Source organism: Staphylococcus sp. GDY8P57P (assembly GCF_017892585.1).
Classification (GTDB): Bacteria; Bacillota; Bacilli; order Staphylococcales; family Staphylococcaceae; genus Staphylococcus; species Staphylococcus borealis.
In genome coordinates this window covers 1-16,052 of sequence record NZ_JAESLK010000008.1, presented here as the reverse complement: position 1 = coordinate 16,052, position 16,052 = coordinate 1, and the positions used below count along the sequence as shown (strand labels likewise).

General features: G+C 32.8%; 10 protein-coding genes and 1 pseudogene. 8 read left to right on the top strand and 3 right to left on the bottom strand.

The window, feature by feature from the left end; genetic code table 11:
* Positions 1–146 precede the first annotated feature (146 nt).
* Complete coding sequence (tagH, locus tag KA878_RS03730; protein ID WP_049426487.1) at positions 147–941, bottom strand: teichoic acids export ABC transporter ATP-binding subunit TagH; 795 nt, start codon at positions 939–941, stop codon at positions 147–149.
* A 324-nt stretch (positions 942–1,265) separates the two neighbouring features.
* Between tagH and KA878_RS03725 the strand changes: the two genes are divergently transcribed.
* The 4 genes from KA878_RS03725 (at position 1,266) to tagD (ending at position 4,836) form a co-directional block, all read left to right on the top strand.
* Positions 1,266–2,078: an ABC transporter permease gene (locus tag KA878_RS03725; RefSeq protein ID WP_049426488.1), complete on the top strand. Its 813-nt coding sequence runs from the start codon at positions 1,266–1,268 to the stop codon at positions 2,076–2,078.
* 110 nt (positions 2,079–2,188) lie between these two features.
* Entirely contained in the window at positions 2,189–3,277 is a 1,089-nt protein-coding gene (gene tarB, locus KA878_RS03720; protein ID WP_193839674.1) for a teichoic acid glycerol-phosphate primase TarB, read from the top strand.
* On the top strand, positions 3,274–4,338 hold the full coding sequence (locus KA878_RS03715; protein WP_075108859.1) for a glycosyltransferase family 2 protein: 1,065 nt from the start codon (positions 3,274–3,276) through the stop codon (positions 4,336–4,338). Before tarB ends, KA878_RS03715 begins: the two co-directional genes overlap by 4 nt.
* A gap of 99 nt (positions 4,339–4,437) precedes the next feature.
* Positions 4,438–4,836, top strand: coding sequence for a glycerol-3-phosphate cytidylyltransferase (gene tagD, locus KA878_RS03710; RefSeq protein WP_016930898.1), 399 nt, complete (start codon positions 4,438–4,440; stop codon positions 4,834–4,836).
* On the opposite strand, the pseudogene KA878_RS03705 reads toward tagD, so the two are convergent.
* Positions 4,829–6,513 (bottom strand): annotated as a pseudogene (locus tag KA878_RS03705) (IS1182 family transposase). The gene tagD and the pseudogene KA878_RS03705 sit on opposite strands and share 8 nt — an antisense overlap.
* Before the next feature lie 720 nt (positions 6,514–7,233).
* Positions 7,234–8,526 (bottom strand): penicillin-binding protein PBP4, encoded by a 1,293-nt coding sequence (gene pbp4 / locus KA878_RS03700; protein ID WP_193839673.1) that lies wholly within the window; start codon positions 8,524–8,526, stop codon positions 7,234–7,236.
* Between the two features lie 140 nt (positions 8,527–8,666).
* Between pbp4 and KA878_RS03695 the strand changes: the two genes are divergently transcribed.
* The 4 genes from KA878_RS03695 (at position 8,667) to KA878_RS03680 (ending at position 15,863) form a co-directional block, all read left to right on the top strand.
* Complete coding sequence (locus tag KA878_RS03695) at positions 8,667–10,394, top strand: ABC transporter ATP-binding protein (protein ID WP_193839672.1); 1,728 nt, start codon at positions 8,667–8,669, stop codon at positions 10,392–10,394.
* Positions 10,395–10,564: 170 nt separating this feature from the next.
* The gene (locus tag KA878_RS03690; protein ID WP_193839671.1) at positions 10,565–12,064 is read left to right on the top strand and encodes a glycosyltransferase; all 1,500 of its coding nucleotides are present in this window, start codon (positions 10,565–10,567) and stop codon (positions 12,062–12,064) included.
* Between the two features lie 19 nt (positions 12,065–12,083).
* Positions 12,084–14,255, top strand: coding sequence for a bifunctional glycosyltransferase/CDP-glycerol:glycerophosphate glycerophosphotransferase (locus KA878_RS03685; RefSeq protein WP_193839670.1), 2,172 nt, complete (start codon positions 12,084–12,086; stop codon positions 14,253–14,255).
* A gap of 375 nt (positions 14,256–14,630) precedes the next feature.
* Positions 14,631–15,863: a NupC/NupG family nucleoside CNT transporter gene (locus KA878_RS03680; protein ID WP_193839669.1), complete on the top strand. Its 1,233-nt coding sequence runs from the start codon at positions 14,631–14,633 to the stop codon at positions 15,861–15,863.
* Positions 15,864–16,052: the final 189 nt, after the last annotated feature.

Below are 16,052 nucleotides of genomic sequence, written 5' to 3'. Positions count from 1 at the left end.
CGGGCCCCCGTTGGCAAGGATGACTAGAACTGAGAAAAGTTTGATTCAAGCGCCTCCTCAGTTCAGCCAGTTACTGCCAAAATGATAAGGAGGCTGAGACATTTTATTTTGTCCCAGCCTCTTCATATTTTTTATCTTGATGATCGCTATTTAACAATAAATCGTTTTTCATCTAAACCTTTTCTGAATGCTTTTTGATCGGCTTTTGATTTTTTCTTGAAGTCTTTTAAGAATTGCTCATATTTAGGAAGTACCTCTTCTAATTCTCCGTACTCTTTGAGCTTTCCGCCTTCAATCCAAGCAATTTTAGTACAGAACTCTCGAACTTGACGGATGTTATGACTAACGAAGAATATCGTTTTGTTGGCTTCTTTGAATTCATAAATTTTGTCTAAGCATTTTTGTGTGAAAGTTTGGTCTCCAACGGATAATGCTTCATCAATAACTAAAATATCAGGGTTGATTGTAACGTTAATTGAGAATCCTAATTTAGCACGCATACCACTTGAATAATTTTTAACGGGTTGATGAATAAATTCGCCTAATTCACTAAATTCTATTACTTGAGGCATAAGTTGTTTAATTTCTTTTCTTTTGAACCCCATACATAACATTTTAAATTCGATATTTTCCACACCAGTCAAACGACCGTTAAGGCCTGCATTGATTGCAATGACACTCACTTCACCGTTGCGTTCAATATTGCCTGAAGTAGGTGAGATTGAGCCACCAATCATATTACTTAATGTAGATTTACCTGAGCCGTTGATGCCGACTAAACCGATGACATCACCTTCGTGTGCTGTGATAGAGACATCATCTAAAGCGAAAAATGTATTATTTTTATTTTTAGGGATTAAGGCATCTTTAATGCGTTCTTTATTATTGCGATAAATGCGATATTCTTTTGTCACATTTTTGATATTTACAGATACGCTCATGATAATTCCTTCCTTATCAATACTTATATAGATTATAATACATCATACAATAGTTGTTAAATTTATTAACCTAGTGTAAAGTGTATAAGAGATTTTGTATAACTTTTTGTAAACAATAAGTAGATTTTACTTTTTTTATAAAATGAAGTCCATAGTTATGGTCTTATTTTATAGTAATCTACTTTACAATATATAATAATATGATGCGTACGTAATAATTATATTAAACTTTTGAGAAAATGTTATATATAATGTAGTTATCCGAATCATTAATAAATACGTTAATACATTGTATATATTTAATTGAAAGCGTGGTTAATTTCAATGTCGGCAGTAGGATCTGTTTTTAAAGAACACATCAAGAATTTTTACTTAGTGCAAAGACTTGCACAATTTCAAATTAAAATAACGAATACGAATAACTATCTTGGCGTAGCATGGGAATTACTGAATCCAGCATTACAAATCATGGTTTATTGGTTCGTATTTGGTATGGGAATCAGAAGTAACCAGCCTGTTCACGGTATACCTTTTATTTATTGGTTGCTAGTAGGGATTAGTATGTGGTTCTTCGTCAATCAAGGTATTTTAGAAGGAACGAAATCGGTAGCGATGAAATTTAATCAAGTAGCAAAGATGAACTTCCCGCTCTCTATTATACCGACGTATACGGTAACCAGCCGATTTTATGGTCATATAGGATTATTGTTAATTATCATTGGCATTTGTATCGTTAATGGTATTTACCCTTCGATTCATATTGTGCAATTATTGATTTACGTACCACTTACATTCTTCTTTACGGCGTCAGTTGCATTATTCACATCGACGCTCGGCATTATTGTACGTGATACGCAAATGATTATGCAGGCTTTGCTAAGAATTCTATTCTATATGTCTCCAATACTATGGGTGCCTAAAGATTCAGGTATTGGTGGAACAATTGGTGAAATCATTAAATTTAATCCAGTCTATTTCTTAGCAGAATCATATCGTGCTGCAATATTATTCCACGAATGGTACTTTATTGAACATTGGAAATTATTACTATATAACGTTATCGTTATTTTAATATTCTTCGTATTAGGTTCAATTTTACATCGTAGATATCGTGATCATTTCGCAGATTTCTTATAATTTTAAAGTCCTTGATAAATGTAGAAGCGTTTATCAAGGATTTTGTATATTCAGCACATCGGGTAGTTTTGATTTATAATTTTTATATTGAAAATATGAGAGGTAAACGTATGCGACTAATTATAAAAAAAGTATATATGTTGATGATTGCATTATTGAACTTCATTTTTAAAGGGAAATCCGTAGACAAACAACGTATCACTGTTCTAATGACGTTCCCTGAAGATGTCATGCCAATTATTAATGACTTAGATAGTAAGGGTTACAATATAACTGTGATTGCGAAGATTGAAGAACAATATAGGCTAGAACATCTTAACCATATTACTTTTATACCTGCAGGAAATAAACATATCGTCAAACATATCAGAGCGTTGAGTCGTTCAAAAGTCATTGTCATTGATACGTATTATTTAATGCTAGGTGGTTATTCTAAGAAACACTCACAAACGATTATTCAAACGTGGCATGCATCAGGTGCCCTAAAAAATTTCGGTTTAACCGATCATCAAGTTGATTTAACTAACAACACAATGGTTAAGCAATACCAGCGTGTATATCATGCAACAGATTATTATCTTATTGGTGGAAAAGAGATGGGGGAATGCTTTAAGGCCTCATTTGGTGCTACTGAATCACAAATGTTGCCACTTGGTTTACCTCGTTTAACCCACTATTTAAAATTCAATCTTAAGGCCGAGCAAGAACGTTTGAAAAGACTTTATAATATTCATAAAACCTTAGTTGTCTATGTTCCAACGTATCGTGAAGGTTCAGAAAATAATAGACACATAGATGTTGAACGATTTGAGCAAGCTTTGCCTGAGTACACATTGATTAATCAACTACATCCATCTATTTCGCAACGTCAATCTGTAGCGACAACTCAAGAATTGATGATTATGGCGGATATCATTATTAGCGATTATAGTTCATTACCTATTGAGGCAAGTTTGCTAGATAAACCGACATTGTTTTATGTGTATGACGAAGAAAAATATGATAAAATTCGTGGCTTAAACCAATTTTACAAAGCCATTCCTCAACGATATAAAGTAACGACTGAGGAAGAATTGATTGTAAAAATTAAAAATGATGTTGCGCTGTTTGAACCATTATTTAAACATTGGCATAAATATAATAGTGAAGCAAGCGTTCAACGTGTTACAGAATTTATTGAAAAGATGGTGGAAAAATGAAAATAGCTATCATAATTCCTGTATATAATGCAGAAAATACAATACGTAGGGCAATCAAATCGATTGATACAACGCATGAAGTTGAGATTATTTGTGTGAATGACGGCTCTACAGATCATTCAAGGCATGAACTTACGCAATTGCAAAAAGAAGTTAAAAATATCATGATTTACAATCAAGATAATCAAGGTGCAGCTGCAAGTAGAAACTTTGGATTAGCTGCAATGTCTGATGATGTGGAAGCATTTATGTTTTTAGACGCAGACGATCAGTTTCTACCGGGAAGACTTGATAAAATGATTGATTATTATGAGCGTAATCAAGAAGTCGATATCGTTATAGGACAAATTGGAAGAGGCGTTCATGGAGACTGGAAAATTGTACCTACACATGAAGAAATGAACCGTGAAGCATTAGTATCATTAGCACAAGCACCTGAAATCTTGCAATCTATTGGGCCAGGTGGAAAACTATTCAATTCTAAATTTAGTGCGTTGCGCTTTGATGAAGATGTTGTGTTTTGTGAAGAACATACCTTTATCACACGTGCTTATTTAACTGCACGTGATATACAATTATTACCGCTGATGATATATGGATATAATGAGCAAGAAGGTTCGATCACTGATAAGCGTGGTGATACGTTTATCTCCTATATTGAAGATGCCAGACGCGTACGTCAAAGGGTTATGGAGATACTCCTTTTAACAAATGAGAAAGCCTACTATAGTTATCGAATGGATGATTTAATCGTGAGTTATCTTATTCAAGCTTATTTATTAAAATATAGTAGAGTAACACCTAACTTTATTGATAAAGTTACGCATTATATTAAGGATATGCAACATACCAATTACTCTGGAGATGCGTTGTTTAGAATTATCCAAGCTGTTGAGCAAGGTGCAACGCATTGGACGCGCGATACTTATGAGAAGTGGCGTCAAACACTTATTGATGTCGGTATTGGACGACCTGGATATTTCCGATTTAAAGCACAGGTCATGCCTAAGAAATTTGCATTTAATAGTAAACAGTCTGTCAAACGCCTTTTAAAGCGATAGTGTAATATGTCTTATATAATTAATGGTATGTAAATTTTATTTATGCTAAATTAAAGTTATGAAAAAATGTTAAAAATTATGTTAAGGAGATAGCGTTATATGAGAAGAGTTATTACTTACGGCACTTACGACTTATTACATTATGGTCATATTGAATTATTAAGAAGAGCGCGTGAAATGGGCGATTATTTAATTGTCGCTTTATCTTCAGATGAATTCAATCAAATTAAGAATAAAAAATCATATTATGATTATGAGCAACGCAAAATGATGTTGGAATCAATTCGTTATGTTGACTTAGTCATTCCTGAGAATGATTGGGGACAAAAAGAAACTGACGTAGATCGTTTTGAAGTAGATGTCTTTGTAATGGGACATGACTGGGAAGGCGAATTTGACTTCTTAAAAGACAAATGTGAAGTTGTATACTTAAAACGTACGGAAGGTATTTCAACAACTAAAATTAAACAAGAATTATATGGCAAAGATGCTAAATAATTAAGAATATGAGATTTAATCCTATTAAAAAAATCCGGGACATAAAGTTCTTGGATAAGTAAATAAAGACAATTTCTATTGAAATAATATAGAAATTGTCTTTTTTATAATTTTTTGATTATTTTCAGCTCGTTGAGCTGTTACTTTTCTTATATTGAGTGCCATTAATACAAAACCAAGTTCTCTTTTGACTTTATTGAGTCCTCGGACAGACATCCGAGTGAAACCCAAAATAGCCTTCATAAATCCAAAAACAGGTTCCACATCAATTTTTCTTTGACTGTAGATGGCTTTTGTTTTTGGTTCTGAAAGCTTTTTATTAATTTGGGCTTTAAAATATTCCCAATTATAATGCTTCATTATTCTTTTATTTGTTTTTGAATTGAAGTTCATACATTGATTTTTCAGAGGACATTCTGAACAATCATCACATTCATATAATTTGAAGTCTCGCTTGTAACCATACTTATCATGACGATAGGCATATCTTTTAAAACCTAGCCGTTTATTATTCGGACAAATGAATTCGTCGTTAATTTCGTCATAATCCCAATTTTGAGTATTAAAGATGTCGTGTTTATATTTTTTAGTGTTATCTTTTATAAACATTCCATAAGTTATGAGTGGTGTCCGATTAAAATTATCTATAATTGCCATATAATTTGATTCGCTACCATAACCTGCGTCAGCTACAATGTATTCAGGTAATTGACCGTAGGTCTCTTGAATTGAATTTAAAAATGGTATCATTGTTCTTGTATCAGTCGGATTTTGATACACATTATACGATAAAATAAATTGAGAATTTGTCGCTATTTGTAAATTATAACCAGGCTTGAGTTGTCCATTTTTCATATGATCTTCTTTCATTCTCATAAATGTGGCATCATGGTCTGTTTTAGAATAACTATTTCTATCCTTTAAAATAGATTTTTGAACTTCGTATCTTTGCTTACGCTCAGAGTAATTATTAATTTGCTTTTTGTATTTTTTAATTTTAGTTCTTTTGAGCCGTATTTGTTTTCTTATTTTAGTACATTTTTCATTATCGATATGTTGGTTTAAACCTTCGATTTCTTTATCTAAATGACTACCAATCAAATCTATTTCTTCTTTTTTTAAGTCATTATCGCAATCTTTTTTAATCTCAGGTATGATTTTATTGGTTACCAATTCATGGTAGAGAGCTTTAGAATCATCATTCATCCTTGGCTCATGGTTTTGAATACTCTTTTTCCATACAAATGTATATCGATTGGCATTTGCTTCAATTTTTGTACCATCAATAAAAATAGCTTTATCATCTATAAGATTTTGTTTCAAACATTGACTATGAAATTGAATAAATAGTGATTCTAATAAAGCATCTACTTTTGGATTTACTCTAAATCGATTAATCGTTTTATAAGAAGGCTTTTGATTTTGTGATAGCCACATCATTCGGATACTATCATTAAGTAATTTTTCTATCTTACACCCTGAAAACACAGATTGTGTGTAGTCATATAGAATTACTTTCAACATCATTTTTGGATGATATGATGTCGCACCACGATGGTGTCTGAATTCATCGAATTCATTCTCAGGAATTGTTTCAACAATATCATTTACATGTCGTGATATATCATTTGTGGGGATAAGAACTGAAGTTTCCATTGGTAGTGTAAGTTGAGTCATGTTTTAATCTTTATACATAAGGCACCTCGTTAATTTAGTTTAGTGATGCTTATTAAATTATACGAAAGTGCTTTATTTTTTTAAGTATTACAATGTAAAATTACATATAAATACAAAGTATTTTGGCGAGACTCTTACGTTGATTATTAATGAACATAAGTGCTAGCGCACTTATGTAAGAAATTCTAGAGATGAATGACGAATGTTGTTGCGCGACTCCTAGTGGAAAAGAAAGTGTCGAGTGACTACAGGCACGAGCCTTTCCCACAGGAAAGCGTCGCAACTATAATGAGTGAATATTCATCTAAGAATTTCTTTAGAGGACTACAGGCTGAAGCTGTCCCATAAGAAGGGCCCCAACACAGAGAAACTGAGTTAATCAGTTTCTACAAGCAAAGCACATTGGGCAAGCGAGCCAACAATACGGAGTATTGTAAATAAAGAAGCCAGTAAATGAATTTGTTAAAACTCATTTACTGGCTATTTCTCTAGGAATTATGTCCCAGACTCTTTATCATTTGGCAGTAGCTATCTGATTTGAAATCGCGCTTAAAGCATATTAGAAGCGGACAATGAATGTATTTTAATTTCTGTCCTGTGCGTCATTTTAAAGTAGATATAGTTCATTTCCACTAGGCGTCGTATAACAGCGTTATGTTATCGATTTGAGTATCACTCGAATCTGAGACATTGTCTCAAACTATATGCGTTTAATTGATGCTATTTGCGTTTAAATAATAAATGAATAATTGAACGTACAATAAGTATACATGCAATTGCTAATAACGCTAATGCTATAAAAGTGACAATTGGATGTTCTTTCCAAGTCGTTTGAGCAATAGTGTTTGCTTTGTGTAATAAGGGTTTCGTTACGTCAACTTTAGGTGGTCCATCGTCCTTTGTAAGAAATTGACGATCATAATCAAGATGAACCTTACCATCTTTAATAATGAATTTATAATCTTTTTGAGTCATGTCTTTAGGCACTACATCATATAAATTTTCTTTGACATAGTATGTTTTACCGTTTATTTTATGCGTACCTTTAGAAAGCACGTTTTTATAACGATATTGATCAAAAGAACGGTTCATCATCGCATTGCCCATCATGTTACGCTGTTTTTCACCGCCTAAATTAACGTAATCTCCAGCGCCCATAATAACTTGGTTGATACGGAATTGCTTACGTTTAGTTGTAATCGTATAGTTATAATCTGCAACATCACTTGAACCTGTTTTTAATCCGTCAGTACCTGGCAAACTCATATCGGCACCTTCTAATGAATGATTAAAAGTATAGTATGTAACACCGTGTTGTGTTGGAGCAAGTTGCTTAGTGAAGTGTAGTATTTTCGGTGTTTCTTTAATGACATGGTGATCTAGAATTGCGAAGTCCTTTGCAGTAGAAGTGGAATTGTCTTGATCTTTATATTTTGATGGTGCAAAATCTTTTAATTGTGAATTTTCGGCACCTGTTGGGTTAACGAAATGCGTATTTGACATACCTAGCGCTTTGGCTTTCTTATTCATTAAATCTGTAAAATCATTGACGTTTCCAGAAACTTCATCAGCTAAAATTAAAGCAGCGGCATTACTTGAGTTAGAGACTGTAATTTGAAGTAACTCACTAATGGTATAAGTTTCCCCAGGATATAATTTCGTATTACTTAATTCTGGTAACGTTGACATACGATAATGCTGATCCGTAATATGTACTTTGTCATTTAAAGAAAGTTCCCCTTTATTGATGGCTTCGAGTGTTAAATACATGGTCATTAACTTCGTCATTGAAGCAGGGTACCATTTTCGGTTAGATTGATAGTCATATAAAATTTGCCCGGTTTGACTAACATTAATACTACCTTCAGGTTGATAGGCATCTGTTACATTTGGGTAACCATATTGTCTAGCAATTTCGGTAGGTGTTGGCTCATATTCGGAAGCATATGTTTTAGGTGCTATAATAGCAATGGTTAACAATGCAACCAATATCATTGTAAAGCGTCGTTTCATTCTTATCTTTCCTTTTTCAAAATTTCAACTAAAATATTTTATCATATAAGTATGTTTATATGAATTTTTTTGCTAAAGCTTTATACTTGGAAAATGAGATAATTAAATTTTTAAAATGAATATAAAAAGAGGGCTAATATATGAAAGGACAAAATCCATTATTTTTCTTATTTAAACGTTTGTCGTGGCCATATGGACTAATTATCGCGGCAATCATAATTTCTTCGCTAGGGAGTATTAGTGGTCTGTTAATTCCGCTATTTACCGGACGGCTGGTTGATAAATTCTCTACAAGTAGTATTAATTGGAATATCGTTCTATTATTTGCAGGTATATTTATTGCCAATGCACTATTAAGTGGTATAGGTATTTATTTACTAAGTAAAATTGGTGAAAAAATGATTTATGATATTCGATCCATATTATGGGGACATATCATTAAATTAAAGATGCCATTTTTTGATAAGAATGAAAGCGGACAGCTAATGAGTCGTTTGACAGACGATACAAAGGTTATTAATGAATTTATTTCACAGAAATTGCCACAATTACTACCAGCAGTTATAACGCTCATTGGGTCAATCGTCATGCTATTTATTATGGATTGGCAAATGACATTATTAACATTTATTGCTATTCCGATATTTATGGCGATCATGATTCCACTAGGACGTAAAATGCAAAAGATATCAATGAATACACAAACTGAAATTGCGAACTTTAGTGGATTATTAGGACGTGTGTTAACTGAGATGCGATTAGTTAAAGTATCGAATACAGAGAAACAAGAGTTAAATAATGCGCATAGTAACTTACGTGAAATTTATAATTTGGGTCTACGACAAGCCAAAATTACTGCAGTGATTCAACCTATTTCAAGTGTAATTATGTTATTAATGATTGCAGTTATCTTAGGTTTCGGTGCGATAAGAATAGCAACTGGTGCAATCACAGCGGGTGCACTCATTTCAATGATTTTTTATGTGATGCAATTATCAATGCCATTAATGAATCTTTCAACATTAGTTACAGACTATAAAAAGGCAGTGGGTGCAAGTAGTAGGATCTTTGAAATTATGCAAGAACCTATTGAACCAATGGAAGATTTGCAACCTATAGATCATATTTCAATCAACGATGGCGAATTGTCATTTGAAAATGTTGATTTCAAATATGATATCAAAACCATTCTCAACAATGTATCTTTCCGTATTCCTCAAGGCGAGGTCAGTGCATTTGTTGGGCCATCAGGTTCAGGTAAAAGTACAATATTCAATCTGATTGAACGTATGTATGACATTGAATCTGGAGATATTAAGTATGGCACCCAAAGTATTTATGATGTACCTATCACAAATTGGCGTAATAAGATTGGTTATGTCATGCAATCGAATTCTATGATGAGCGGTACAATACGTGACAACATTCTATATGGTATTAATCGAGAAGTATCAGATGAAGAATTGATTAAATATGCTAAATTAGCAAATTGTCATGACTTCATCATGCAGTTTGATGACGGCTATGACACGTTAGTAGGAGAACGAGGACTGAAATTATCGGGTGGTCAAAGACAACGTATTGATATTGCACGTAGTTTCGTGAAGAATCCTGATATTTTATTATTAGACGAAGCGACTGCAAATTTAGATAGTGAGAGTGAACAAAAAATCCAAGAGGCATTAGAAGTTCTCATGGAAGGTAGAACAACGATAGTTATTGCCCACCGTCTTTCAACTATTAAAAAAGCGGGTAAAATCATTTTCTTAGATCAAGGTAAAGTGACAGGAGAAGGTACGCATATTGAATTAATGCGTAACCATGACAAATATCATCAATTTGTTACAACACAAAACCTAACTGAATAATGCGCGGTGTGTGTAGTTGGGACTAATAATAGTTCCAGCTACTTTTTTAAATAAGTAACCCTGAAATAATAGATATGCTTTGAGTTATGAAGGCGATTGTGGAATAATCGACACTAATTAAGCGACATATAAACATTTACATCATTAAGATATGAGATTGGAGAATGACTATGCTATATACAATAACATCTACTTTGCCGCCTACACATGGTGGAAGAACAAAATCTTTATTGCATAGAATACAATTTTTAGAAACACAATTGGGACAAACATCTACGATTTTAACGACGAATTATAACGCTAATTATAAAAATGTATATCGCATTTTTAGAAATAAAAAGTTAATTACTGACAACACAGTCATTGAAAACATATATGACTGGTTGGCGAATTATAAATTATTAGAGGAGCCTGTTGAACCTAAATTATTTCGAAAGTTACCCATCCAAACGAAGGTTAAGATACGCGGATTGGAAGCTGTTCAAGAAGGAGATAGCGTAAAGTATTATAAAGATCAGACATACGTATTGTTTCGTAGATATTATACGGACAGACAGGTGATTAAGTTTGAAGATACAATAAATCCCAATACGCAAAAGATAGCTAAACGCAAATCATTTACTTTGAACGGTAGACTGCATAAAATTGATTATTTTGACGACGTAACAGCCATCAAAACATCGGAAGAATATTACGATAAAAAGGGTAACATGTATTTAAAGAAACATTTTATGAACGATCAAAAGAATCAATTGATTGATATACAACATTTCACTAAGCAAGGTGAAACGCGCATCTTCAAAAAAGAAAAAGCTTTATTTACGTATTATTACAATCATGTTTTAGCAGATGGAAGTATCGTATTCAATGATGCACGCTTACTCGACAGACCATTGATTGAGTGTGAAAATAATATTAAGCGTATATTAATGTTTCATAGTAACCATTTACAAGATCATAACGTTCGTCATTCGTATAAGCTTGCGCTTGATAATCATGAAAAGATTGACAAATATGTTGTTTTAACCGATTACCAAAAACGTGATATTCAATCGCAATTTGATATAGATGATAATAAAATAGAGGTGATACCTCATTTTCTAGACATAGCGCAATCAAATCATCGAGATGCTGTTGAAGATCAATTTTGTTTTATTGGTAGATTAGCTTCTGAAAAGCAGATTGATCATATTATCAAAGCATTCGATATGTATTTGAAAAAAGGGTATTCATCTAAACTTTTAGTGTATGGCGATGATAAAGAAGGTAATTTAAACAAGCTCAAACAACTAGTTAGAACGCTTCAACTTGAAGATAAAGTTATTTTTAAAGGGCACACGAATACGCCTAAAGAAGTATTTCCAAAGGCAATTGCTTCCCTTCTAACAAGTCGATATGAGGGCTTTGGGTTATCCATTATGGAAAGTATTAATTGTGGTTGTCCTGTTATTTCGTATAATGTACGCTATGGACCAAGTGAGTTAATTCGGAATCACGAAAATGGTATACTTGTGGAAAAAGATGACATTGAAGGGTTTGCGAATGCAATGGAAATGGCTAGAAATATCCATTTCAAAGATGTAAAATTAAGTGAAAAATTTAGTGTAGAACAAGCATTAATGAACTACCAATCCCTCATCAATGACGTGACGCATACGATGAATAATTAGAAAATTGGAGAGAAATATATTGAATAAATTATCGATTATTATTACGTATTTTAATAATGAAGATTATATTAGTGAGTGTATTCACAGCTTGAAAAGTCAAAGAAACCAAGACTTCGACGTTATTATTGTCGATGATGGTTCAACTGATCGTTCAACAGAACGACTACAAGAAACGTTAAAGACATATGACAAAGACGTTCACTTCATTCAGTTACAAGAAAATACTGGTCACGCACATGCACGTAATGTAGCTTTAGAACAAGCGCATGGGCAATATGTACTATTCCTAGATGCGGATGATCAATTAGCATCCTATGCTGTTGATTTTTACCTACAACACGTAAATGGTTTAGATACATTGATTGCACCTATTCATAAATTTAGAAGTCAACGTCCACAATATGTAGATAAAGACAGAGTGCGTATGCAATATGATACGCATCAAAAAAGTCCAAACTCAATTTTGAGAAAAGAATCAGCATGTAATATTCTGTTTAAAAATGCCATCATTAAAGCACACCAAATTCAATTTAATGAGTCATTAAGTATATATGCAGATACATCATTTGTGTTGGAATATTTAAAATATGCAGAGCGTTTCGTTAGAATTACTAATTTCCCATTCTATTATCGTGGCGAAGTCTATGATCCGTTTTATGGTAATACCTTAAGTGATCAAGACTTTACAAATAAATTTGAAGATCACGTTAATAGTTTCTTTGATGCAATGCGACGAACTAATGATAAACGCGTCAAACATTTCTTGATCAACAGAATGAAAAATGAAATTAAAAGCGGCTTCGATCCAGCCCTTAGAGATATAAAATCTCGATATGTAACACTTGAAGATGTATTGATTAAGATTGTTAAAGCAATCAAATGGGACATCTTTAAAGATGGAAAGATATTATACAATTTAGAAATAGTATTCTTATCTATGGATAATATTGAAAATGCTAAATATGTTAATGATTTGCGTAATAAAACACGCTTAGTTAAAAATATTTTGTTAAATAGCAAAATGAAAGAACGTTCAAAATATCAACTCAGTGATAATGAGGCTATGGTCGATCCAAATACCATTGTATTTGAAGCGTTCGGCGGTAAAAACTACAGCGATAGTCCTAAGTATATCTATGAATACATGCAGACACATTATCCACATTTAAATTATATATGGGTCTTTTCTAAGCCTGAAAATAACATTGTTCCAGGCAATGCAACTAAAGTTAAAAAGGGATCAAAAGCGTATTATGATGCCTATGCTAAAGCAAAATATTGGGTGACAAATGCTAGATTGCCACTATATTTAAATAAAAAAGAGAATCAAATGTATATTCAGACTTGGCATGGAACACCATTAAAACGTTTAGCTAACGATATGAAAGTGGTTAGAATGCCTGGCACAACTACTGCAAACTATAAGAAGAATTTCTATGCTGAAGCATCGCGTTGGGATCGTTTGGTATCACCTAATAGATATTCTTCAAATATTTTCAAATCTGCATTTTGGATGGACGAAGATCGTATCTGGGAAATTGGATACCCAAGAAATGATGTTTTAGTTAATCGTCAAAATGATACTGAATATATTGAACAAATTAAGCGTAATTTAAATTTACCTGCAGATAAAAAAGTCATTATGTATGCACCAACTTGGAGAGATGATGAGTTTGTGAAGAAAGGCCAATACTTATTCGATTTGAAAATTAATTTGGCAAATCTCCAAAAAGAAATTGGCGATGACTATGTCATCTTACTAAGAATGCATTATCTTATTGCTAATGCGTTAGATTTACATGGATTTGACGACTTTGCAATCGATGTATCAAATTATAGCGATATTTCGGAATTATACCTCATTTCTGATGCGTTAATAACTGATTATTCATCTGTTATGTTTGATTTTGGTATCTTAAAACGCCCACAATTTTTCTTTGCCTATGATATAGAAAAATATGATAAAGGACTACGTGGTTTCTACATGGATTATATGAATGATCTACCTGGTGAAATCATTACAGATGAATTTAAATTGGCTAAAGAATTAAAACAAATTGAACAACATAAAGTAAAATATAAAGATAAAATCGAAGCATTTTATAATGATTTCTGCTCAATAGAGAACGGAAAAGCGTCTCAGTATATTGGTGATTATATTTATCATGATATTGAAAAGAACCATGATTAAATGAATGTAAAACACACCTGTAACCAACCATAGTGTGATGCTGTATTGTAAAATCACTACCCGAATTTAAAAGACATGTATACTAAGTTTTTCTAAAACCCAATCTAGGGTTATAGCAAATAGATGGTCAGCATGAACAACGATAAGTAAAGCAAGTAGAGAGCGTGAGACAATGATTTCAAAACGAAATCTGTCTCGCGCTTTTTCATTTATGTTAATTTGACGAATCTATATTTTCTCGAACATTGCCTCATGGTATAATGAGAAATATATTATTAACGGAACTTTTGGGGTTAATTAGAGTTTAAAGTACGGTTCTGTTATATAAACATGCCATGACATCACGTCATAAAAATTTAGTCAGGTAGGTGCCTTATGTTTTTAGTGATTAACATCATTGGGTTACTTGCATTTTTGGGAATTGCAGTATTATTTTCAAGAGATCGCAAAAATATCCAATGGAAATCTATTTTAATTCTTGTTGTTTTAAACTTGTTTTTAGCATGGTTCTTTGTTTATTTCCAAATTGGGAGAACGATTGTAGAAGGATTAGCTTCAGCAATTGCATGGGTAATTCAATCCGCACACACTGGAACAGGGTTTGCATTTAGCAGCTTTACTAGCGGTAAACAAATGGATATGGCGATTAGTGCGCTATTCCCAATTCTACTTGTTGTACCATTGTTTGACGTTTTAATGTATTTCAACATTCTACCTAAAGTTATAGGTGGTATTGGTTGGGTACTAGCTAAGGTTACACGTCAACCTAAATTTGAATCATTCTTCGGTATTGAAATGATGTTCTTAGGTAATACTGAAGCGTTAGCTGTATCTAATGAACAACTTAAACGCATGAATGAAATGCGTGTATTAACTGTAGCTATGATGTCAATGAGTTCTATCTCTGGTGCCATTGTTGGGGCATATGTACAAATGATACCTGGTGAACTTGTATTAACTGCAATACCTTTAAATATTATCAATGCGATTATTGTTTCTTCAATCTTGAATCCAGTAAGTGTTGAAGAGCAAGAAGATATCATTTATAGCATTAAGAATGATGAAGCAGTTGAACGTCAACCATTCTTCTCATTCCTAGGTGATTCTGTATGGAATGCGGGTAAACTGGTATTAATCATTATTGCTTTCGTCATTAGCTTTGTTGCTTTAGCAGACTTAATTGATCGCTTTATAAATCTGATTACAGGTCTTGTTGGTGGATGGATTGGTGTAAAAGGCAGTTTCGGCTTGAATCAAATTTTAGGTTTATTTATGTATCCATTTGCACTTTTACTTGGTTTACCATGGGGAGAAGCATGGATCGTTGCGCAACAAATGGCTAAGAAAATTGTTACGAATGAATTTGTAGTTATGGGTGAAATTAGTAAAGTAGTAGATTCATATAGTCCACATAGAAGAGCAGTCATTTCAACATTCTTAGTTTCATTTGCCAACTTCTCAACGATTGGCATGATTGTAGGAACGTTAAAAGGGATTGTTGATAAAAAAACATCAGATTTTGTATCTAAATATGTACCAATGATGTTATTAGCAGGTATTTTAGTGTCATTACTTACTGCAGCGTTTGTTGGATTATTCGCTTGGTAAGAAGATATCATTTATACTTATTCAATTAATGAAATCTAAGATACGTATGATTCATAAAAGTGATGTTGTTTATGCACAGTAGCTAAATGAACTGAGAAGATGGGAGTGGGACAGAATTCTTTTTGAATTCGTCGTCCCACCCCCGCAAGGGTGACTAGAACTGAGAAAAGCTTGATTTAAGCGCCTTCT

Excerpts from the sequence above, each read along its gene's own strand:
- pbp4 (WP_193839673.1), bottom strand. The coding sequence starts at position 8,526 with ATGAAACGACGCTTTACAATGATATTGGTTGCATTGTTAACCATTGCT.
- KA878_RS03695 (WP_193839672.1), top strand. The coding sequence starts at position 8,667 with ATGAAAGGACAAAATCCATTATTTTTCTTATTTAAACGTTTGTCGTGG.
- KA878_RS03680 (WP_193839669.1), top strand. The coding sequence starts at position 14,631 with ATGTTTTTAGTGATTAACATCATTGGGTTACTTGCATTTTTGGGAATT.
- tagD (WP_016930898.1), top strand. The coding sequence starts at position 4,438 with ATGAGAAGAGTTATTACTTACGGCACTTACGACTTATTACATTATGGT.
- KA878_RS03725 (WP_049426488.1), top strand. The coding sequence starts at position 1,266 with ATGTCGGCAGTAGGATCTGTTTTTAAAGAACACATCAAGAATTTTTAC.
- tarB (WP_193839674.1), top strand. The coding sequence starts at position 2,189 with ATGCGACTAATTATAAAAAAAGTATATATGTTGATGATTGCATTATTG.
- KA878_RS03690 (WP_193839671.1), top strand. The coding sequence starts at position 10,565 with ATGCTATATACAATAACATCTACTTTGCCGCCTACACATGGTGGAAGA.
- KA878_RS03715 (WP_075108859.1), top strand. The coding sequence starts at position 3,274 with ATGAAAATAGCTATCATAATTCCTGTATATAATGCAGAAAATACAATA.
- tagH (WP_049426487.1), bottom strand. The coding sequence starts at position 941 with ATGAGCGTATCTGTAAATATCAAAAATGTGACAAAAGAATATCGCATT.